The sequence below is a fragment of the Paenibacillus vandeheii genome, from assembly GCF_030433635.1.
Taxonomy (GTDB): domain Bacteria; phylum Bacillota; class Bacilli; order Paenibacillales; family Paenibacillaceae; genus Paenibacillus; species Paenibacillus vandeheii.
The window spans coordinates 229,726-251,916 of sequence record NZ_JAROCD010000003.1; the positions used below are offsets into that span (position 1 = coordinate 229,726).

General features: G+C 47.8%; 20 protein-coding genes. 15 read left to right on the forward strand and 5 right to left on the reverse strand.

The window, feature by feature from the left end; all coding sequences use genetic code 11:
• Positions 1 to 85 precede the first annotated feature (85 nt).
• A complete protein-coding gene (locus tag P5G61_RS06615; RefSeq protein WP_301245635.1) occupies positions 86 to 1,297 on the reverse strand; it encodes an MFS transporter in 1,212 nt (403 codons plus the stop codon).
• Positions 1,298 to 1,501: 204 nt separating this feature from the next.
• On the opposite strand from P5G61_RS06615, the gene hemE reads away from it, so the two are divergent.
• The 6 genes from hemE to P5G61_RS06645 all read left to right on the forward strand — a co-directional run bounded on the left by hemE (position 1,502) and on the right by P5G61_RS06645 (position 8,002).
• A complete protein-coding gene (hemE, locus tag P5G61_RS06620) occupies positions 1,502 to 2,566 on the forward strand; it encodes a uroporphyrinogen decarboxylase (RefSeq protein ID WP_079345654.1) in 1,065 nt (354 codons plus the stop codon).
• The gene (gene hemH / locus P5G61_RS06625; protein ID WP_301245638.1) at positions 2,559 to 3,509 is read left to right on the forward strand and encodes a ferrochelatase; all 951 of its coding nucleotides are present in this window, start codon (positions 2,559 to 2,561) and stop codon (positions 3,507 to 3,509) included. The genes hemE and hemH overlap by 8 nt, the downstream gene beginning before the upstream one ends.
• Positions 3,509 to 4,933: a protoporphyrinogen oxidase gene (gene hemY, locus P5G61_RS06630; RefSeq protein WP_301245640.1), complete on the forward strand. Its 1,425-nt coding sequence runs from the start codon at positions 3,509 to 3,511 to the stop codon at positions 4,931 to 4,933. The genes hemH and hemY overlap by 1 nt, the downstream gene beginning before the upstream one ends.
• A gap of 186 nt (positions 4,934 to 5,119) precedes the next feature.
• Positions 5,120 to 6,529, forward strand: coding sequence for a CapA family protein (locus P5G61_RS06635; protein WP_301245642.1), 1,410 nt, complete (start codon positions 5,120 to 5,122; stop codon positions 6,527 to 6,529).
• Positions 6,530 to 6,554: 25 nt separating this feature from the next.
• A complete protein-coding gene (locus P5G61_RS06640; protein ID WP_301245644.1) occupies positions 6,555 to 7,307 on the forward strand; it encodes a glycerophosphodiester phosphodiesterase in 753 nt (250 codons plus the stop codon).
• 59 nt (positions 7,308 to 7,366) lie between these two features.
• On the forward strand, positions 7,367 to 8,002 hold the full coding sequence (locus P5G61_RS06645; protein ID WP_301245646.1) for a fumarylacetoacetate hydrolase family protein: 636 nt from the start codon (positions 7,367 to 7,369) through the stop codon (positions 8,000 to 8,002).
• A 115-nt stretch (positions 8,003 to 8,117) separates the two neighbouring features.
• Here the strand turns inward: P5G61_RS06645 and P5G61_RS06650 are convergent, their stop codons facing one another.
• Complete coding sequence (locus tag P5G61_RS06650) at positions 8,118 to 8,525, reverse strand: hypothetical protein (protein WP_301245648.1); 408 nt, start codon at positions 8,523 to 8,525, stop codon at positions 8,118 to 8,120.
• Positions 8,526 to 8,882: 357 nt separating this feature from the next.
• Between P5G61_RS06650 and P5G61_RS06655 the strand changes: the two genes are divergently transcribed.
• The 9 genes from P5G61_RS06655 (at position 8,883) to P5G61_RS06695 (ending at position 18,348) form a co-directional block, all read left to right on the forward strand.
• The gene (locus P5G61_RS06655) at positions 8,883 to 9,440 is read left to right on the forward strand and encodes a MarR family winged helix-turn-helix transcriptional regulator (protein ID WP_301245650.1); all 558 of its coding nucleotides are present in this window, start codon (positions 8,883 to 8,885) and stop codon (positions 9,438 to 9,440) included.
• A gap of 47 nt (positions 9,441 to 9,487) precedes the next feature.
• Positions 9,488 to 10,927, forward strand: a complete 1,440-nt coding sequence (locus P5G61_RS06660; protein WP_301245651.1) for an aryl-sulfate sulfotransferase — start codon at positions 9,488 to 9,490, stop codon at positions 10,925 to 10,927.
• Between the two features lie 21 nt (positions 10,928 to 10,948).
• Positions 10,949 to 12,004, forward strand: coding sequence for an ABC transporter substrate-binding protein (locus P5G61_RS06665; protein ID WP_301245654.1), 1,056 nt, complete (start codon positions 10,949 to 10,951; stop codon positions 12,002 to 12,004).
• Between the two features lie 27 nt (positions 12,005 to 12,031).
• Positions 12,032 to 12,808 (forward strand): ABC transporter ATP-binding protein, encoded by a 777-nt coding sequence (locus P5G61_RS06670; protein WP_301245656.1) that lies wholly within the window; start codon positions 12,032 to 12,034, stop codon positions 12,806 to 12,808.
• Positions 12,809 to 12,827: 19 nt separating this feature from the next.
• The gene (locus P5G61_RS06675) at positions 12,828 to 13,601 is read left to right on the forward strand and encodes an ABC transporter permease (RefSeq protein WP_301245658.1); all 774 of its coding nucleotides are present in this window, start codon (positions 12,828 to 12,830) and stop codon (positions 13,599 to 13,601) included.
• Positions 13,602 to 13,834: 233 nt separating this feature from the next.
• Complete coding sequence (locus tag P5G61_RS06680; RefSeq protein WP_301245660.1) at positions 13,835 to 14,644, forward strand: DUF92 domain-containing protein; 810 nt, start codon at positions 13,835 to 13,837, stop codon at positions 14,642 to 14,644.
• 13 nt (positions 14,645 to 14,657) lie between these two features.
• Positions 14,658 to 15,236 carry a TetR/AcrR family transcriptional regulator gene (locus P5G61_RS06685; RefSeq protein WP_301245662.1) on the forward strand — a complete coding sequence of 193 codons (579 nt, stop codon included), beginning with the start codon at positions 14,658 to 14,660 and terminating at the stop codon, positions 15,234 to 15,236.
• A gap of 64 nt (positions 15,237 to 15,300) precedes the next feature.
• Positions 15,301 to 17,235 carry an ABC-F family ATP-binding cassette domain-containing protein gene (locus P5G61_RS06690; protein ID WP_301245664.1) on the forward strand — a complete coding sequence of 645 codons (1,935 nt, stop codon included), beginning with the start codon at positions 15,301 to 15,303 and terminating at the stop codon, positions 17,233 to 17,235.
• Between the two features lie 174 nt (positions 17,236 to 17,409).
• Positions 17,410 to 18,348 carry a hypothetical protein gene (locus P5G61_RS06695; protein ID WP_301245666.1) on the forward strand — a complete coding sequence of 313 codons (939 nt, stop codon included), beginning with the start codon at positions 17,410 to 17,412 and terminating at the stop codon, positions 18,346 to 18,348.
• 174 nt (positions 18,349 to 18,522) lie between these two features.
• Here P5G61_RS06695 and P5G61_RS06700 read toward each other — a convergent pair whose 3' ends face one another.
• From P5G61_RS06700 to pepF, 3 genes are all read right to left on the reverse strand, one after another.
• Positions 18,523 to 19,563, reverse strand: coding sequence for a M42 family metallopeptidase (locus P5G61_RS06700; RefSeq protein WP_024629221.1), 1,041 nt, complete (start codon positions 19,561 to 19,563; stop codon positions 18,523 to 18,525).
• Between the two features lie 122 nt (positions 19,564 to 19,685).
• Positions 19,686 to 20,075, reverse strand: a complete 390-nt coding sequence (locus P5G61_RS06705) for a LapA family protein (protein ID WP_301245668.1) — start codon at positions 20,073 to 20,075, stop codon at positions 19,686 to 19,688.
• Between the two features lie 135 nt (positions 20,076 to 20,210).
• Complete coding sequence (gene pepF, locus P5G61_RS06710; protein ID WP_301245995.1) at positions 20,211 to 22,001, reverse strand: oligoendopeptidase F; 1,791 nt, start codon at positions 21,999 to 22,001, stop codon at positions 20,211 to 20,213.
• Positions 22,002 to 22,191 lie beyond the last annotated feature (190 nt).

The window sequence follows — 22,191 nt, forward strand, 5'->3', positions numbered from 1 at the left end:
GCCGCTTTCAATGCCCAATGGGCGCTGAAAGCGGCTTTTTAAGAACAATTTTTAAGAACAAATATCCTCTTTATAGTTCGAAGCTTCAGGATTCTCTGATCAGAGGAGGTTTTTTGTACAGTTTGAGTCTCACCCACACCATGTTGAGCAACAACAGTCCACCGGAAACGATGAACAGTCCTTCGATGCCAATAAACCCGGCCATAAAGCCGCCGATTACAGCTCCAAGCATGTTACCCAGCGCAAGTGTGCTTGTATTAAAGCTGAACGCCCGGCTAATCATGCTATCTGGCGTATAGGAGCGAATGAGCGCGTTGACACTTGGAAGCAGCCCGCCCATGAACACACCCATCATGAACCGGACGATGATGAGCTGCCATACCGTCTGCACGAATGCTTGAGGGATAAGCATAAGCCCGGTCCCTATAAGAGAGAATGTAAGTACCTTGTGTGAACCTATCCTGTCACTGAGCTTCCCGAGAATTGGGGACATGGCCATGTTGGATAGTCCCGTGACTGCGCCGACAAGCCCTGCCCAGAAGGCCACATTGACATCCGAAGCATGTAATTTCTGTACATACAACGGCAAGAGTGACATCGGGCTGATCATGGCAAATTGCAACAGGAACGTTACAGCGAACAACGCAGGCAACTGGGGTGACTTGTTCAGTTCCTTCAAACCGGACAATACGGATTGTTCCGGCAGTTTGGCCGCTTCTTTGCGGTCGAACTTCTCCCTGACGAGGAACATGGCGAGCATTGAAGCCACGAAGATCAGTCCGCCTGTAATATAGAAGATAGGGCGGAAGCCCACTGCATCAGCGAGCAAACCACCGATCAGCGGACCCAGAATCGTACCGGCCACCTGACCGGACTGACTGATGCCCATGGCGAAACCCATACGATCCTTCGGGGTTGTGCCCGAGATCAGAGCAACGGCAGCCGGGTTGAAGCCGGAGATCGTGCCGTTGAGCAGCCGTAACAAAAGAAGCTGCCACGGGTTCTGTGCAAAACCCATCAAGGCGATAACAATTGCCATCCCGAATCCGGAACGCAGCAACATAATTTTTCGGCCGTATTTGTCGGACAGTTTGCCCCACAAGGGTTGGAACAAAAATGAGGTGAGGAAGTTGGCAGCAAATATAAATCCCGCCCATATGCCAATTTCATGCTCACCAACCACGCCAAGATCCCTGGCAAGATAAAGGGCCAAAAAAGGGGTTATCATGGTCATGCCCGCATTGACCAGGAATTGTCCAAACCAAAGCACAATGAGGTTTACTTTCCACGTTTTCAAAGTGCTTTCACTTCCTTTCCAATCGTTTCTGAAACGTTTCAAAAAAACACGATTCTTTCATTATAACATAATTGGCATATGAATGAGGGGATGTAAGGAATGTCATAGTATTGTCATCGGAACAGATCGACACGTGGTTGTTACCGCTCTTCAAAAAGGGCATAATGTTATTTATGAGTCCAAAAACTATTGGAGGCTTCTTACATGAGCTATAATGATCGTCTGATTCAGGCCAGCTTCAAACAGCAGGTGGACCGTGTTCCCGTGTGGTACATGCGTCAGGCTGGGCGTTATGATCCCGAATATCGCAAGATTAAGGAAAAGTATTCTTTGCTCGAAATTTGCCGTCAACCTGAGCTTGCAGCTGAAGTTACACTCATGCCGGTACGTAAACTTGGTGTGGATGCGGCTATTTTGTACTCCGATATTATGAATCCGGTTGCTTCCCTCGGTATAGATTTTGATATTGTTAAAAATATTGGACCTGTTATAGACAATCCAATCCGCACAGCGGCAGATGTGGATCGTTTGCGTCCCATTGATGTGGAAGGAGATCTGTCTCATATTCTGGAGACGATTCGAATTCTGGACAAGGAACTCGATGTACCACTGATTACGTTTGCAGGTGCTCCTTTTACTATCGCCAGCTATTTGATTGAAGGTCGACCGTCCAAAGGGTACATACGGACCAAAACGATGATGTACAGTGAACCGGAAGTGTGGCATAAATTGATGCAAAAACTGGGCGATATGGTGATTACATATGTCCGTGCACACATTGCGAACGGCGGCAAGGCATTCCAACTGTTCGACAGCTGGGTAGGCGCGCTTTCGCCAAACGACTTTAGAACGTATGTGTTGCCGACGATTACTCGTATCTTTACCGAATTATCGGATTTGAATGTACCGAAAATTTATTTCCCGGGTGTCGCTTCTGGTGAATTGCTGCCAACCCTGCATGATCTGCAAGCTGATGTGATTGGGTTGGATTGGAGAGTATCGATCTCGGAGGGACGTAAACGACTGGGCGGAAAATTTGCTGTGCAAGGCAATTTGGACCCTTATGTGCTGACTGCACCGATGGATCTGATCAAGCAGCATGCCAAATTGATTATTGACGAAGGCATCAAAGAGCCAGGGTATATTTTTAACCTGGGGCATGGACTATTTCCTGAAGCATCTTTGGATAAATTAAAAGAACTCACGGCGTATATTCATGAATATTCTGCTGAAGCATTGAAGACTGGGGTGACGGTTACTAATGACTAATACGGTTGGTGTACTTGTGATGTCGTATGGCACACCTGAGAATATGGAAAGTATTGAAGCGTATTACACACATATCCGGAGAGGACGTCCGCCTGAACCGGAACAACTGAAAGAACTGACCGACCGTTATGAAGCGATCGTTGGGGGTGTATTCCCTCTTCGAGAAAACACGGATAATCAGGTTAAGGCCCTTCAGGAGACGTTAAACAAGGATGATCGTTCCAATGTAGTTGAATTCCGTTGTTATCAAGGGTTAAAGCATGCGTATCCGTTCATTGAGGATGGCGTGGAACAGATGGCGAAGGATGGAATTCAGACTGCAATAGGCATCGTACTGGCACCGCATTTCTCCACGATGAGTGTAGGGAGCTACATCAAGCGCGCTCGTGAGAAAGCGGAAGAACTAGGAATCCAGATGTCCTTTATTGAGAGTTACCACCTGCATCCGAAATTAATTCAAGCTCTCTCCACACGTGTTAGCGCCAAATTGGATGCTTTTGAGGAAGCGGGAGCCAAACGTGGGGATGTACGAGTGTTGTTCAGCGCGCACAGTCTGCCTGCGCGAATTGTGGATATCGGTGATCCATATCCGCAGCAACTGCTGGAGACTTCGGAAGTTATTGCTTCGCGTTTAGGAATTACCAACTGGCAGTTTACGTGGCAAAGTGCCGGGCGGACGGCGGAGCCATGGCTGGGCCCTGATATTCTGGACACGCTTCAGGATCTTGCTCGTGAACAGGTAGAAGATGTGCTTGTAGCACCAATTGGATTCGTATCGGATCATCTGGAAGTGCTCTATGATCTTGATATTGAGGCCAAAGCGATTGCCAAAGAGATCGACATGCGCCTCATGCGTATCGATTCTCTTAATAGCGACCCACTTTACATGGAAACGTTAAGTGACGTCATTATTAACCAATGGCAGCAAGGAACGGATGTGTAATGGAAGACCATAAACGTCGTGTTGTTGTTGTCGGCGGAGGTCTGACCGGCCTAAGCGCGGCATTTTATATCCGGAAGCATTACCGGGAAGCAGGGGTTGAACCCGTAATTACCCTGGTGGAGAAGAGTTCTTCCATGGGTGGCATGATTGAGACGCTGCACCGGGATGGTTTTGTCATTGAGAAGGGGCCGGATTCTTTCCTTGCCCGCAAAACGGCGATGATTGACTTGGCTAAAGAGCTGGAGATTGATCATGAGCTGGTCAGTCAAAATCCGGAATCCAAAAAAACGTACATCATGCAGCGTGGCAAGTTACATCCTATGCCGGCAGGACTCGTACTCGGTATTCCGACGGAGTTGAGACCGTTTCTGAGAAGCGGTCTTGTATCTCCGGCAGGCAAGCTGCGGGCACTAATGGATTTTATCATCCCTCCCCGTCGCACCACGGAGGATGAATCGCTTGGTTATATGATTGAGCGCCGCCTTGGAGCGGAAGTGCTGGAAAACCTCACTGAGCCGTTGCTTGCAGGCATTTATGCAGGTGATATGCGACGATTGAGTCTTCAGGCAACCTTTCCGCAATTCGGCGAGGTGGAGCGGGATTATGGTAGTTTGATTCGGGGAATGATGACAGGCCGTAAACCGGCAGAGACCCATACGGGAACGAAGAGAAGTGCTTTTTTGAACTTCCGTCAAGGATTGCAGAGCCTCGTTCACGCGCTTGTTCATGAATTGCAGGATGTGGATCAACGTCTGAATACTTCCGTGCAATCGCTGGAGGTTCTGTCTGGAGATCAGGCCAGATACAGCATTCAACTGGATAACGGAGAGCAACTTGAGGCGGATGATGTTGTCATTACCGTGCCTACGTATGTTGCATCCGAACTGCTACAGCCCCACGTGGATACAACGGCTCTGGATGCGATTAACTACGTATCGGTAGCGAATGTGGTGCTAGCTTTTGAGAAAAAAGATATCGAACACGTATTTGATGGGTCCGGTTTCCTCGTTCCGCGCAAGGAAGGCCGCAATATTACAGCGTGTACTTGGACATCAACCAAGTGGCTGCATACCAGCCCGGATGATAAAGTACTGCTTCGTTGCTATGTTGGCCGTTCGGGAGACGAGCAGAACGTGGAACTCCCGGATGATGCGCTGACGGATCTGGTACTCAAGGATTTGCGTGAAACGATGGGCGTAGAGGCTGTTCCGATCTTCTCGGAAATTACTCGGCTTCGCAAATCCATGCCGCAATATCCGGTAGGTCATCTGCAGCAGATTGCAGCACTCCGGGAGGAGCTTGGCAGCAAATTGCCGGGGGTATACATTGCGGGTGCAGGTTATGAAGGTGTAGGGTTGCCTGACTGCATTAGACAGGCGAAAGAAATGTCAGTTCAAGCTACGCAATTACTTGCTGCACAATAATTAACGTACATGGCTGTCTCAAACGTAGAGATATTCTACAGCGGAGACAGCCTTTTTTTTAAGCCAAAACGTGAAAAGCAGAGAGAAGTGAATTCTTTCTATGCTTACAGTTCCAAGGAATTATGGAAATCCAGAATATGCCTGATATAATATGATAAGGATTGCTGTGAAGAAGAGGAGTTGCCTATGTATCCCCCAAGATCAAAACGAAGTGTACAGAAGAAAAAAGTAAAACGTGCCCGCAAACGGTTGGTCTGGATCATTAATCTGGTATTGATCGTGGCCATTGGACTCGTCTGCCTCTATTACGCAGTAGGCATGAAGGAACAGCAAGTTGACCCGGAAGGGAAAGAAACGGTTGTGAATCAGGAGCCTGTGAATGAAGAGGGTGCTAAGGGCGGTGATCAGGTAAGTTCACCTGATACGGATTCGCAGGCAGGTAATACTCCAACTGAAGGATCGGATGGTTCTGATGAACAGGTAGCTGAAAATTCCGACGATAAGTCGGGTGAGGAAAAAACGGATGCTACAGGCTCCGAGGCAAATGGAAAGACGGATACAGGAACGACTAAACCGAAGGATACTCCCGCTTCTTCCGGCTCAAAGGGGAGCAAAGGTACAGGAACTGGGGCGACTCAGCCATCTAATTCGGCGAACGATGTAACCATCAACTTTGTTGGGGACATCCAGTTCTCGGGAAAAGTTGCTGAATTGTTGGATAAGAACGGGTATGATTATCCCTTCGCGAAGCTTGGTAACCTGTTCAAGAACGATGATCTGACGATCGGCAACCTTGAAACGCCTGTAACCCTTAATGGGACTGATGCATTGGATAAAACGTATGTATACAAATCTTCGCCAAAAGCACTCGCAGCCATGGCTTCAGCTGGTTTTGATGCGGTGAATCTGGCCAATAATCATATCCTTGATCAGGGCGTTGAGGGTCTGGTCGATACGCTGGCGTATCTGAAGGAATATGGTATTGCACATGCTGGTGCGGGAATGAACCAGGATGAGGCATATACACCTGCTTATCTGGAACGCAAGGGCATGAAAATTGCATTTCTGGGTTTTAGCCGGGTAGTACCGAAAGCGAGTTGGAAAGCGGAAGGTAATCGAGCAGGTGTTGCCGAAACCTACGATTCTACAGGTGCAGTCAAGGCGATTCAGGAGGCCCGTCAAAAGGCTGACCTGGTCATCGTTGTTGCACATTGGGGAGAGGAACGGGTCAGCACACCGAATAATGATCAGACTCGACTGGCACATGAATTTGTAGATGCCGGTGCTGATCTGGTTATAGGCGGGCATCCCCATGTCTTGCAAGGGGTGGAGTATTACAAAGGCAAGTGGATTGCATATAGTACAGGCAACTTTATTTTCTCGAAATCAACAACAGAGGAAACGTGGAAAACAGCGGTTTTTCAGGCGAACTGTAGTAAGGAAGCCAAATGCAGCATGAAGGTTATTCCTTATGAGGCTGGGCTGGGTCAGGCAATTCCGATGTTGGATGAAGCTAACAAACTGCTGCTGGAGCAGATGACGCAGCTTTCGCCAGGTATTCGTTTTGATGCGAATGGAGTTGCATCACCAAGTTGAAGTCTATTTTTGGAGGAGGGATGGAATGAACAACCTTTGTGTAGCACACCGCGGATTTTCGTTCACTGCACCGGAAAATACGATGGCTGCATTTCTGCTTGCCATGGAACAACCTGAAGTTCAGTGGATGGAGCTGGATGTACAGTTGTCGCGTGATGGTGTTCCGGTTGTTATTCATGACTTTACGTTGAATCGGACGACTAACGGTAAAGGACTCGTTCGAGAGACGGACTGGTCAGATATACAACAGCTGGATGCGGGATCATGGAAAGGAAAAGCCTATAAAGGGGAACGGGTTCCCGCTCTTACTGAAGTGCTGGATCGTTGCTGTGGCAAAGTTCGCTTGAATATCGAACTGAAAACTCAAGGAAACATGTATCCTGGTCTGCCGACAGCCGTTATTCATGAGGTAAGGAAGAGACATATGCAGCATGACGTGGTCATCACTTCGTTTGAACCTACGGCTCTGGTTGAAGTTAAGAAACTGGCCCCGGAATTCAAAACAGGGTTGATTATTGATGCACGGCCAGGTGATCTGGCAGCAGTGCTGCGCCAAATGAATTGTAGTTTTCTTTCGATCGGGTACACAAATGTAGACAAATCGCTGATGCGGGAAATGCGTAATGAGGGTATTCAGGTGATGGCATGGACGGTGGATGACAAAACTATCATGAAGCGGCTCGCGGCAATTGACTCGGATCTAATGTTATGTACGAACCGACCTGATGTATGGGAACAGGCTTTTCAGGAAACGAGCAGCCGATTCTTCAGACCGTAATAAAAAGATGAACATGCTCCAACTACGCTAATGAATCCGATAAAGGTGGTCGTAAACCGATGCTGACAAACATTCGCAATGTATACTGTGTAGGACGAAATTATAAACTTCATGCAGAAGAATTGGGCAACGCGGTTCCGGATGAACCGATGATCTTTATGAAGCCTTCCCATGCGGTCGTGCCTTTGAATGGTGATACGCTTCAATTGCCTGCTACAAAGGGTGAAGTACATTATGAGGCTGAACTTGTCGTTCAGATTGGCCGGGATTTTGAGCCGGGTATGGCTGTGGATGAATTGATTGACGCGTATGCGTTTGGCATTGATTTTACGTTACGTGACGTACAGACGATTATCAAGAAAAAGGGGCATCCGTGGACAGCGGCCAAAGGGTTCAAGAACTCCGCTCCGATTACTGCATTCCAGGCATTTCCCGGCGCTCAGGCACTTCTTGAGAAAGACTTTACACTCACCAAGAACGGTGCCGAAGTCCAACGGGGCAATATTCGTAACATGATCTTCAGCCTACAGGACATTGTGGATTATGTAGGTCATCATTACGGCTTGGGGCCTGGAGATGTCATCTTCACAGGCACACCAGAAGGTGTTGGACCAACGGCAGCAGGAGATGTGCTTGAACTGGCCTGGGACGGCGAGTCCTTGGGCAAATGCACGATTTCAGCAGCAATTCAGTAAGCACCGTACATCATAATCCTGCCTACTTAGAGTGAATATGAAATAGGTGAGGGGCGTCTCGACGCTCCTTTTTGGCATGCCCGCATTCTCTGCCTTAGCCTATGGGACTTTTCATTTACGCCAAGTTGTAGGCGGCATGGGCACTCGCCGTTACCAACTCTTCCAGTTCACCGCTTTGCACGGCGTGCTGCTCCGAGCTAATACTTCCATTTGCGAGTCGTTGATCTAATTGCTCCTTAAGCTGCCTTATTTGCAATGCGATAACCTCGTTGAGGTCACCCTCATTTTCATCCGCAATCATTCTCAGCGATTTACCCGCATACAGATTCTGAAACAAATCGTCTTCCGATTGTTGATTCAGAGCACTCAGCAATTCATCTTTGCTCTCGTCTTTGGTATCTATGTTAACGATGGACCATTTCGCCAAGGGGATAGGGGATATAGCTGATCTGCCCCAGGCTGTTCCGGCGAAGGACATGGTGACAACCATTGTTCCTACAATTATTACGCGCTTGATGTTCATATGTGTCATCCTCATTTCGATAGTTAAGTACAAGTTGAATCGTAACGGGTCTTGATGTAACGTTCTGAAGATATTGTAACCGGGAAAGCTGAAGTGAAACTTAAAACCGGATAAGTAAATTCAAATAGGATAGATACCGGGCTAGCGAAAAATTTTAAATTCATACTTGACAGGTTGGGTTAGTGGGTTATATGATGAACTCAATTATTTTAACACTCATTAAATGAACAGTGAAATAAATTGAATAAAAGCGAGCTGATTGGATCACCAAAGGCTCCCGGGACTACTCCACTATGGAATGTCCGCGGGAGCCTTTTTTCGTATTTGCTGCCGTTTCAGCTGGAAAGGGAGGATGGAATGAGCGATAGGGATTGGGAAGCGTTGGAAAAGACAGATTGGTTGTTTCGTAAAATGGTCAGACGATTCGTGAAAGAACGAGATCGTATATCGGTAGAGGGGGTCAGTTTACCGGGTATGCTCATCCTGCACAAAATCATTCGAGAAGGGGAACAGCGGTTGGGCGATTTGGCCGAACAACTGGATTTTACTTCAGGTGCCATCACCGCGTTAACAGACAAGTTGGAGAAAAAGGGGCTTACGATCCGCAGACGCAAGGAAGATGACCGCCGGACGGTTTTGCTGGACATTACTGCCTGTGGACGGGAAATGTTTGCTCGGAATAGCAATATCGGTGCCCGATGTATCACGCTTCTGTTTGAGGGCTTTACGACGGAGGAACTGGAGCAGCAAAGCCAATTTTATGAGCGGGTGTTAGCGAATCTGGAGGGGTTCTCGGATACGCTGCTGGAATTGGCAGAGAACAACGGGAAGCAGGAGCATGATCCGTTCACCAAAAGTGACCCTGAACAGAAGCAGAGCGAGCATAACAGGAAGAGTAATTATCTCAGTTATTAACGTTTGATCAGATAGTGAAACCAAACAATCCAAGGGAGAGATGATCAATGGGGCACTCAACAATATATCCAACCGGAGCAACCGTATATAACCCTGATAAAGCTTGGGGCGGTTATACCGTCTATCAGGCAGGCGAGGAAGGGGTTGTACTGATTGATATGAATGGTAAGGAGGTTCACCTGTGGAAAGGGCTGCTGGGCTTTCCGGCCAAGGTCTTTCCTGGCGGCTTCGTATTGGGCAGCACAGGCCGAAGAGATCCGAAGTTCGGTATCCAGGACAACGTCGATTTGGTTCAGGTGGATTGGGAAGGCAATATTGTGTGGAAGTACAACAGCTATGAACACATTGAAGATCCGGGATATGAACCGCTGTGGTACGCTCGTCAGCATCATGATTTCCAGCGCGAAGGCAATCCGGTCGGCTATTACGCTCCCGGGCTTGCACCAAAGACACAGAGCGGGAGGACACTGATTCTTGCACATAAAAATGTGATCAACCCGTCCATCTCGGATAAGCCTTTGCTCGATGATGCGATTATAGAAGTGGATTGGGAGGGAAATATTTTATGGGAATGGCTGCCGAACGAGCACTTTGAGGAGTTGGGATTCGATGAAGCGGCCCGTAACGTTCTGTTCCGTGATCCGAACACACGCTCATTTGGACATCTCGGTGGTGGTGTGGGCGATTGGCTTCATATCAATTCAGCTTCTTATGTGGGTCCAAACCATTTCTATGAAAATGGAGACGAACGGTTTCATCCGGATAACATTATCTGGGATGCCAGAGAAGCAAATATTATCGCAATTACGGACAGACAGAGTGGAAGGATCGTATGGAAACTGGGACCGGATTATTCTTTGCCTGAAGTGAAGCATATCGGCACCATTATAGGACAGCATCATGCACATATCATTCCTAAAGGCTTGCCTGGAGAGGGGAATCTGCTGGTGTTCGACAATGGGGGCTGGGCCGGTTATGGCCTACCTAATCCGGCTTCACCATATGGCTTGAAACACGCCGTTCGCGATCATTCACGAGTGCTGGAGATCCATCCGCTGACTCTGGAGATTGTTTGGCAATATACATCGGCAGAAGCCGGATTTTCTGTTCCGACGGATTCCTATAAATTTTATAGTCCGTATATCAGCTCCGCTCAGCGCTTGCCTAATGGAAACACACTAATTACCGAAGGCTCCAATGGCAGACTGTTCGAAGTTACATCCGAATATGAGCTGGTTTGGGAATATATATCCCCTTATAAGGATGGACGGAACACCAATATGGTCTATCGTTCGTATCGCGTGCCTTATCACTGGGTGCCACAGCTGGAGAAGCCGCAGGAGGTTGCCATTGAAGCGATTGATGTGTCCGCCTACAGAGTGCCGGGAGCAGCGCCCAAAGGTTCTGCATCCGTTGTAAGTGTTGAGGTAACACTGCCGTTTGTTGAAGGTGCGGCCTGTGTGGCAACGTCAGATGAAGGCAAGTAAGGTGGCGAAGAGCGACGAACAATGATTAGAACGAATGGGGTGCATATTGTGAAAAAACCTTCCACCTTAACTGGTGCATTATTGATGCTCTTATCCATGTTATTGATATTATCGGGATGTTCTGCAAACGAATCGGTATCCGAAGCAAAAGGCGCATCCGGCACTGAGGCCAAAAAAGTAAAAATCCGGATCGCAGATACAAGTACTAATCCAACGTTCAGGGTAGCCATTGCCAAAGGTTTCTTTGCAGCTCGTGGCATTGAAGCAGACAGCATTACGTTTGGTTCACCGGCGGAAGGTGTAAATGCACTATTTATCCAGCAGGTGGATATTGCTTACGGAGCTGACTTTCCTGTATTGAATGCTTTGGCGAAAGGGGAGTATTCCATCATTGCTTCCGCAGGTCAGGCTACGAATGAAGCAGCAGGTGCGTGGAAGCTTTATGCCAAGAACGAAATTCAAAATGGAGCGGATCTGAAGGGTAAGAAAGTAAGTTTCATCCGCGGTACATTTATTCCTTATCTATGGGATGAATATTTGAAGGATCAGGGGTTGGAACTTAGTGATGTAACCCAGGTGGGTCAGGGAGCATTTGACGAATCCTACATTGCACTAAAGCAGGGCGACCTAGATGCAACATGGGTCATTGGTTCTGCCTTGACCGATAAATTTGATGCGCTTGAGGGGGTGCATCAACTCACCGATATGTCCCAAACTCCTGTACGCCTTGGTATGGGGCTCGTAGCAAGCAATGAGTTCATCCAGGCGAACCCTGAGACGGTGAGTGGTTTTCTCGCTGCACTGAATGAAGCTTCCTTGTATGCCCAGGCTCATCCTGAAGAGGTTGCGGACCTGATGTATAAGGAAACCAAGCAACCTAAGGAGGCCACATTGAAGGATTTGCCGATCAATCCATGGGAAGTTGGATTTACTCAGGCAGCCTATGACAGTCTGGCAGGACAGAAGCAATATATGGTGGACAATGGAATCATCGCACAGGATTTTTATCTCGATAGCAAATTAAATCTGGAGCTTCTGAAGCAAGCACTGCCAGATAAAGTGACTTACAGCAAATAACTCGCAAATTGCGTTGGAGGTGTTCTCATGTCCTTACCTGCAGATCAGCATACGATTCGTATCGAGCAGCTTCGAAAAACATACAATGCCCCCACCCATGGGGATGTACACTATATTATCAAGGATGTCGATCTGGTCATCAAGGGTGGGGAATTCTTTGTCCTGCTTGGTCCCAGCGGATGTGGCAAGTCCACGCTTCTAAATATGATTGCAGGCTTTATCTCCAAGTCGGGCGGACAGCTTAAGGTGGATAATAAGGAGATTGACAGGCCGGGCAAGGATCGGGCCATGGTATTTCAGCAGGCTGATTCTTCTCTCTTCCCGTGGCTTACCGTAAGAGAGAATGTTGAGTTTGGACTTCGGATGTCCAAGGTGCCCAAGTCTCAGCGACGTACGATATCAGACCGATACATCGACCTTGTTGGACTGGGCAGTCATGAAGCCAAATTTCCGAAGGAACTGTCAGGTGGCATGAAGCAGCGGGTGCAATTAGCCCGGGTGCTTGCCAACGATTCGGCCATCCTGTTGATGGATGAACCCTTTGGAGCGTTGGATGCAATGACTCGGCGTACGATGCAGAAAGAGCTGGTGAATATTTGGCAGGAAACCCACAAGACTGTTATTTTTGTCACCCATGATATTCAGGAGGCGCTCTTGTTGGGGCAGCGGATCGGAATCATGTCAGTCGGGCCTTCCTCCAAGATCACGGACATTTACGACAACGCTCTGTCTTATCCGAGGAACATGGCCTCAACGGAGTTCAACACCCTATATGACCGGATTCAAAGCCATTTTGAAGAATAATTGAGGTGAATATAACTAAATGAGATGGTTGGAGAAAAAGTGGGTGTCTATCCCTCTATTATGGGTGACGGTTATTCTGATCTGGCAGCTTGGTGCCATGGTCTATGGACCAGACGTGATTCCTGGTCCGTGGGATACGATCCTTGGTGCTCGCGAACTGATTGCTGACGGTACACTGATGCAGTATATCGGCATTAGTTTTACACGTGTGCTTGCAGGTTGGGTACTTGGAAGCGTGATAGCTATCCCGGTAGGGCTTATTATCGGCAAGGTTCATATGATTCGGCTGTTTGCCGAACCTTTCCTTAACTTTATCCGTTTTATTCCGCCGATTGCGTTTATTACCTTATTCCTAGTCTGGTTCGGCATCGGGGAGCAATCGAAGATTGCACTCATCATGTATGCAACGTTCTTCATCGTTGTGCTGAACACGCTGACAGGTGTACTCTCGATTGAAGAAGACAAGATCCGGTCAGCCCGCAGTATGGGAGCGAACGAATGGCAGATTTTGCTGCATGTCGTTGTGCCAGCGACGACTCCGTATATCTTCACGGGAGTGCGACTAGCGATGGGAACGTCCTATATGGCCATTATCGGCGCAGAGATGATCGCAGCGAATGAAGGTGTGGGTTATCTAATCTGGAATTCCCGATTATTCTTTCGCACCGATTGGATCTTTGTCGGCCTGATTTCCCTAGGCTTTATGGGCTTTCTCACCGATCGGTTGTTCAATTGGTTTGGCCGCAGCGTGCTCTACCGTTATGGTGTAATTGGCGGGACGAAGCGGGTCTGAACTGGAACTTGAGGTGAGGTAATCTAATCCTTGGTCAAACGGAACTAGGATCACGCATATCCGTTTTGTCGCAGTATCAGTACACCTGATTTGGTAGCTTTCAAAGTTGCCGATCAGGTTTTTTGTATGCTGTCATAGGCAGTTTCGGCATTGGCATCAAACCGTGGTATAATTGAATTTCAAAAATATAAAACGTCATGTGGGCCATATATTTGCCACATACAGGAGAACTTATGGACTGGATTATTGGCGCCGTGTGCGCTTTTGTTGTTGCGGGTGCTGCCTACGCGAAGAAGTCGCTAACCCTGTCCGGCTGCCTGGCGGCTGTGCTGATGGGTACGATATATTACGGAGCGGGCAACCTGTTCTGGTTTGGAACGCTGCTGTTGTTTTTCATTACCTCAACGCTGTTCTCCAAATTTCGCAAGGATCGCAAACAGGAGCTTGAGAAATCGTATGCCAAGACAGGCAATCGTGACGCGGGGCAAGTCATGGCTAATGGTGGAATCGGCATGTTTCTGGTTCTGGGGAACTGGATCCTTCCACACCCGGCCTGGATGTATGCTTTTATTGGTGTCATGGCTACCGTTACTTCAGATACATGGGCAACCGAGTGGGGAAGTCTTAGCCGTAAACCGCCACGTTCTGTCGTGACGTGGAAGGTGCTGACCCCAGGTACCTCTGGAGGTGTTTCATTACTTGGAACACTCGCTGCTGCCATAGGGGGAGCTTTGATCGGCGCGGGGGCGTTCTTCTTTTCCTGGATTGCCGGGATTGAAGGCTTGAGTTTGCTCAGCTGGACGTTTGTCGGCCTTGTAGGTGGATTGGCAGGAGCTTTTGCTGATTCCTATCTGGGCGCAACAGTTCAGTATATGTATCGTTGTACCGTGTGCGGCCGTGAGGTCGAGGTAAATGAACATTGTGGACACAAAACGGTTCGAGCACGTGGCTGGTCCTGGATGAGTAATGATCTGGTGAACGTGCTCAGCTCGGTGATTGGTGGAGGTTTGGCGATCGGTTTGGGTATTATTTTGGCGTTGTAGGGAGGGAGTGCATTTGAGCACTGTGCAGGGAGACAAATCGGAGGCAATTCTGGATGCAGCTTACGGTATTTTCGGTTCAAAAGGATTCTATGAGACGAAAATGTCCGATATTGCGGACGAAGCGGGCATCGCGAAAGGCACCATTTATTTATATTTCAAAAACAAGGAACAATTATTTATTGCCGTATCCAAGCGGGACTGCAACGGTTTTATCAGCCGCCTTGATCAGGCGTTGAACTCACATCAGGGTACTGGGGATAAGCTTGGTGCGATCGCCAAGACTCATCTTACGTATTATTATGAGCGTCGCAATCATACCAAGCTGTTTTTTATGGCACCGAATAATGATCCCGACCTGATGAAATTCATGAAGGCTTTTATGAATGAATATATGAGCATGGTCCGTGAGGTATTAGAGAAGGCTGGCGTACCTGAGCCTGCTCTGCTCGCTGAAGCTTATATCGGGATTCTCGACCGGCTAAAGATGGACATCATGCTCAATCCGGAGTTTAACGAGGAACATCTGAACAAACGAATTGCCTTTGCAGCAGCTCTGTTTCTGGACGGATGTCGTTCTTTTTTACAAGTATAAAGAGAGTGTGCGGGATGGCTATTAGATATTGAATATTAATTTACAGAGAAGTAGGTAACGTGCAATGAACATAATGACGGTAGAGCAAGTTGCGAAAAGCTATGGCGAGAAAATTTTGTTTAAAGACGCCTCATTTGGTATGGGCGACCAGGACAAGATTGGTGTCGTTGGTGTCAATGGAACCGGGAAGTCTACATTTTTGCGTGTCATTGCAGGCATGGAGCCAGCGGATGAGGGGCAGATCTCGATTGGGAATAACGTGCGTATACAGTTCCTTGCACAGAACCCCCAGTTTAACCCGGATAATACGGTACTGCAACAAGTATTCGAGGGTGACAGCCCGGAAATGAAAACGGTACGTGAGTATACAGAAACGATGGAGCTGCTGGAACTTAATCCTTCTGATCCGGCACTGCAAGAGCGTTTGTTGCGCTTGAACCAGCAGATGGAGCAGCTTCAGCTCTGGCAGATGGAAAGTGAAGCGAAAAGCATTTTGTCCAAACTGGGAATTCGTCAATTCGATGCGCTGGTGGGCACCTTGTCTGGTGGACAACGCAAACGGGTAGCGCTTGCCTCTGCACTGATTCATCCTTGTGATTTGCTCATTCTGGATGAGCCTACCAACCATATTGATAATGATTCTGTAGTTTGGCTGGAACAGTATTTGCAAAAACGGCGCGGTGCACTGCTTATGATCACGCATGATCGTTATTTCTTGGATCGTGTAGCGAATGTGATGCTGGAGCTGGATCATGGACGTTTATTCCGGTATGAGGCCAACTATACCCGCTTCCTGGAGCTGAAGGCAGAGCGTGAAGAGCGTGAATCGGCCTCGGAACAGAAGCGGCAAAACTTGCTGCGGACGGAGCTGGCCTGGATTCGTCGTGGCGCGAAGGCCCGGACTACAAAACAAAAAGCGAGAATTGACCGCTTCGAACAGTTGAAGGATCAACAAGGACCTAATCGGTCAGGCTCATTGGAGGTATCCGTGGGCTCCACTCGTTTGGGTAAAAAAATACTGGAGATCGAGCATCTGTCCAAATCGGCAGATGGCCGCAAATTGATTGACGATCTGAGTTATATTGCTGTGCCTGGTGACCGGGTAGGCATCGTGGGCCCGAATGGTAGCGGTAAATCAACCTTGCTGCAAATGATCTCCGGCAAGCTGGAACCTGATGCCGGGGAGGTTGTTGTAGGCTCTACAGTTAATTTGGGCTACTTCACACAGGAGCATCAGGAGATGAATGAAGCTCTTCGGGTGATTGAGTACATCAAGGAAGTGGCCGAGAATGTAAAAACGGCTGATGGATCTATCATTACAGCAGCTCAGATGCTGGAACGTTTCCTGTTCACCCCTGCATCACAGTGGACACCTATCTCCCGTTTGTCGGGTGGAGAAAAGCGTCGTCTGTACCTGCTGCGTGTGCTGATGGCTGCACCGAATGTCCTGCTGCTGGATGAGCCGACGAATGACTTGGATATTCAGACACTCGCTGTACTCGAAGATTACCTGGATGATTTCCCAGGGGTTGTATTTGTCGTATCCCATGACCGGTACTTCCTGGATCGGACAGTGGATAAAGTGCTGTCTTTTGAAGGTGGCGGTGTTGTACGCGTGCATGTTGGGGACTACAGTGAATATGCGGAATGGATGCTGAAAAATGCTCCTGCATCTTCTCAGGAAAGTACGACGGGAACAGCAGCTAAAGTGAAACCGGCAACGGAGGAAAGTAAATCTGCTGCCTCGGCGGTTAAACCTAGGCTGAAGTTCAGCTTCAAGGAACAGCGTGAATATGACCAGATCGATGAGAATATTGAGAAAGCTGAAGCTAATCTCGCCCGTATTAATAAAGAGATGGAAGAATCATTCAGCGATTCAGCCCGGCTGCAGGAGTTGATGGCAGAGCAGGCTGAGGCGGAGCGTCATCTGGATGAACTGATGGAACGATGGACGGTCCTGAATGAGCTTGCAGAACAGATTGAAAACAGCAAATCTTAAGCATATTCCAGAGCTATATTTTAATGAATCGTCCTCTCTTTAAAAAGTGACTTGCAGTCGCCTTTGAAGGGAGGGCGATTTTTTTGGCTGTAAATGAATTTATATGAAACGTTAGCCATATTCAAACCGTTAATTAAATAAAGAATTCCATAGAAGGGGGAGAACACCACATCCATGTCCAGAGATCTGAATGAACAATTGGCAGTGCTCAAGGAAAAGGGAAGAATGTATGAGAAATGGAATGATCGGCTGGAAAAGCTGAATCAGGAGGAAGCAGAGTGGAAGACGAAAGTACAGCAGCGTCTGGAACACCTGCAGAAGGAACAAAACGATGTGGATCGGTTGAACAGTATGACGTTATCTGCATTTTTTTATCATTTAATTGGCAAAAAAGAGGATCGACTGGAGAAAGAAGAATTAGAGTTAATGGAAAGTAAGGCAGCGTATGATACGGCTTGCCAGATGTTAACGGATATCCAGGAGCAACGCTCGCAGGTGCAGCAGGAGCTGGACAGACAGCGACAATATCAGTTTTGGCAGAGTGATTACAAGGTGTTATGGGGCCAGAAGGAAAACGATCTACTCGAGAAAGATGCAGAATTGCAGCAAATGGCTGAGGATCGGGAACACCTCTCAGGTGAGATTCAGGAGCTGAATGAGGCGGACAGAGAGGGGCAGTATCTACTCCTTGCACTTGAACGTGCTGAAAAGGCGTTGTCCTCTGCGGGAAATTGGGGAGTATATGACATGATGGGTGGTGGTGTAATCTCCACCCATATCAAGCGCAGTCGAATGGATGATGCCCAGGATGCCATTATGGATGCAGGAAGACGTCTTCGCCGTTTTCAGAAGGAGCTGGAGGATGTGAGGATGGCCGTAAACACGGAATTACATCTTGGAGGCCTGCTTTCATTTGCAGACTATTTCTTCGACAATCTCTTTGTGGACTGGATGGTTCAGGACAAAATCCGCAAAGCTGAAACCCAGGTGAAGGATGGACTACGTGCGGTGCGGAGCACGTTGCTTCTGCTGAAGAGTGAGATTCGGGAGCACAGGGAGAAGCTGGAGGTTCTGGAACGCAGATATCGCGAGCATGTTGAACAAGCGGATTAGACATGCTAAAGAAGAAGGACACGTTCAGCGCGCCTAAACGGCATCGCTTACGTGTCCTTTTACATGATAAAGGTGGATCATAGATGATCAAGTTGTCTTGCCTGACAAGATTGACATCACGACTCTGAGCATTCATTAAATGATGTCCTGTTTTCCACCCGTCCATAATTCAATTTACTTGGTCGTAATATATGCGGCGAGCAGTCTCGCTGTATTCAGGACGGCGTCTTTATGCGTACGCTCCATGGAATGGGAAGCATGAACTCCCGGACCAATCAACGCAGCGCGGATGTTATTTCCTCCACGTAATGCTGCGCTGCCATCGGAGCCGTAGTGAGGATAAATATCGACGACATAGTCAAGGTTCGCCTGCTTGGCTAATTCGATCAAACGGGTCGTCATATCATAATCATATGGGCCGGACGAATCTTTGGCACAGATGGATACATCCGTCTCCTTACAGCTAAGGTCGTCGCCCATTGCGCCCATATCTACAGCAATCAATTCGCTGATTTCTGCAGGAATATAAGATGCGCCGTGTCCAACTTCTTCATAGTTCGAGATGAGCAGCGAAACGTTATGTAGTGGTTTCCAGTTTTCGCGATGTGCTGATTCCAGGATACCGAATAAAGCAGCTACGCTGGCTTTATCATCAAGGTGACGTGATTTGATATATCCGCTTGGCGTGATGACCGCACGAGCATCGAAGGAAATAAAGTCTCCGACAGAGATACCCAGTGCCAAAACATCTTCCTTGGAGGAGACCACTTCATCAATACGCACTTCCATATGGCTCTCGCTTCGCTCAAACGTACGTGCATCTGGATAGACGTGTACAGAAGGGTGCAGCGAGAGGATGGTACCCGTGTAGATCTTCCCTTCGCGTGTGTGAATGGTGCAATACTCGTTCTCAATACTGTTCATGGTAAATCCGCCGACCGAGGTGAGCTTTAGTGTACCGTATGAAGTGATTGAACGCACCATCGCTCCCAATGTATCCACATGTGCACTAAGTCCAATCGTTCTGGAAGAATCTTGCCCGGGTAAAGTGAGCACAGCTCCGCCCTTGTTGTTCAATTCAAAAGCGACATTGAGTGATTCGGCTTCCTTGCGGATCATCTCGATAATATCGTGGGTATAGCCGCTCGGGCTGGGAGTATCCAGTAATTTTTTCAGAAAAGACAGAACATAGGATTCGTCAATGGTAAAACTCATATGGGAATTTCCTCCTCGTTAATGAATATGTAGAAAGTTGTTCTTAAAACAGAATACAGCCTGTCTGGCAGAATGTACAATCCCATTCTTGATGGCCAGCAGGCTGCCTCTGATGTGATGTGTTACAGCTTACCCGAAGGATTTCCTTTTCGTTGGCTATGAATGGAATCGGACTCCGCAGAAGCGTTGTCCGAATCGTTCGTTCCGAAGGTATCCATCGTTTTAAACGAGTCCAGAGAGGAGGAAGAGCTGCTTGCTGCGGAGCTCTCCAATTCGGATACACGTAACTTCAATTGCTTGTTCTCGCGTTGCAGTCGATATTGGCGGAAGATGCCATAAGACCCTACAATGATTCCACCGATTAGGGTACAGCCAAGAATGAGCAGAATCAGTGGGATTTGAACCGTGTTAAATAGCAGGTTGACTTGTACGGAATCCACATTAATGACTGCAAAAATTCCGGTAAGCAGTGCAAAAACGAGACCTGCGATGAGCGCCCATTGCATTTTCATGGTGGTGCCTCCTTGTTGAACAATTCAGGACTATGTACGCAATTACCCTAATTCATGAGTCTTGCATCTTGCTTGATTATAAAATCCCTTGCCCCAATGGGCAAGGGATACAGGTCACATGGACGAGAAGCAACCTTATTTGGTTAGTTGTTCCATTTGCTCAATTAATTCCTTAAACACGCTCATAGCTTCACGAATCGGTTCTGGCGTTGACATATCCACTCCTGCTTTTTTCAGGATGTTGATGGAATAGTCACTGCCGCCGCTCTTGAGGAATCCAAGATAACGGTCCACAGCAGGTTGACCTTCTTCCAGAATTTGCTTGGAGAAACTGGTCGCTGCTGAGAAGCCGGTCGCATATTTGTACACGTAGAAGCTGTTATAGAAGTGGGGAATACGTGCCCATTCCATTTCAATCTCTTTGTCCACAACCATGCTGTCTCCATGGTATTTGACATTAAGGTCATAATAGATTTCGGAAAGCAGCTGAGGTGTGAGAGCCTCACCCTGTTCAGCGCGCTCGTGAATCATTTTTTCGAATTCTGCAAACATGGTTTGACGGAATACAGTGGTACGGAACTGATCTGCATAATACGTCAGCAAGTACAGCTTTTCCTTTGGATCCGTCGATTTATTAAGTAAATAATCCATCAGCAAGGCTTCATTCGTTGTGGATGCAACCTCTGCCAGGAAAATGGTGTACTGTGCATCCCGATACGGAAGCGTAGTGTCCGAATAGTGGGAATGTAGAGCGTGACCCATTTCATGTGCCAGTGTAAACATGCTATTCAGATTATCTTTGTGATTCAACAACACGTAAGGGTGAGTGCCGTAGGCTCCCCAACTGTATGCGCCTGAACGTTTATTCTCATTTTCGTATACATCAATCCAGCGGTCATCATAGCCGGCCTGCAATGCGTCTGCATAATCCTTACCAAGCGGCTTCAAGCCATCTTTAACCGTTTGTTTCGCTTCCTCGTAGGTAATGTCCATTTTGTATTCATCCACCAGTGGAGCGAAAAGGTCATACATATGCAGCTTATCTACGCCGAGCAGTTTTTTGCGCAGGTCCATGTAACGGTGTAACAACGGAAGACTTTCGTGAATCGTATCCACAAGATTGGTGTAGACATCCTTCGGAATGTTGTCGCCGTAGAGGGACATATCCATGACGGAAGGATATTTCCGAACATCGGCATAAAACATGTTTTTGGTTACGTTGGCGTTCAGTGCTGCAGCAATCGTGTTCTTTTGCTTGGCATAGGTTTCATACACCGCTTTGAAGGCACGCTCGCGAACTTCCCGATTCGGATTTTCCAAGAACTGAATATAGCTGCCGTGGGTGAGTTCCACTTCTTTTCCATGCTCATCCTTGATTTTCGGGAACTTAAGATCGGCATTGTTCAACATGCTAAAGATGGTCTGTGGTGCCTGGGACAGGTTGCCCACCTGTGCAAGCAGTGCTTCCTCAGCTTGGCTCAGTACATGAGCCTTTTCACGTTTCATCTCTTCCAATGTGAACTTATAGGCAGAGAGTTTCTCGTTGGAGATGAGGGCATCCAATTGATCATCCGGAAGGGACAAGATTTCGGGTGTAACATAAGATAGTGCTTCACCAACCTGCACGCTTAACTTCTGTGCTTTTTGGGAGAGGTTTTGATATGTAGGGTTAGCTGTGTCTTCATCTTGATGCATCCGGGCATATACAAAGAGACGTTCAGTTTTGAGACCGATCTCATCTTCGAGTTCAAAACAGTTTTTGAGTGCCTCAGGTTTGTTCAGTTTGCCCTGAAATTCGGAGGCTTTCTTGGTCAAAGACGATACTTCTTCATATTCCTGATCCCAAGCTTTCTGATCGGCAAATAGATCTTCCAGTTTCCAGGTTTGTTCAGTAGGTACCTCGGAACGTTTCAATAGTTGACTCATGGGAATCCTCCTTTGATGAAGTGATGAATATATAGACGAAGCTGCCTTCGTCCCACTCGCTTGTGCGGAGAGAGACGAAGGAATCAGACTAAGTACCAGCAGAATAAACAGCGATTTGCGGTATTTCAACGGCCTTCCTCCTCACTATACGAATAATCCCGTATAGTATGACCTGAGGGGCAATGAAATA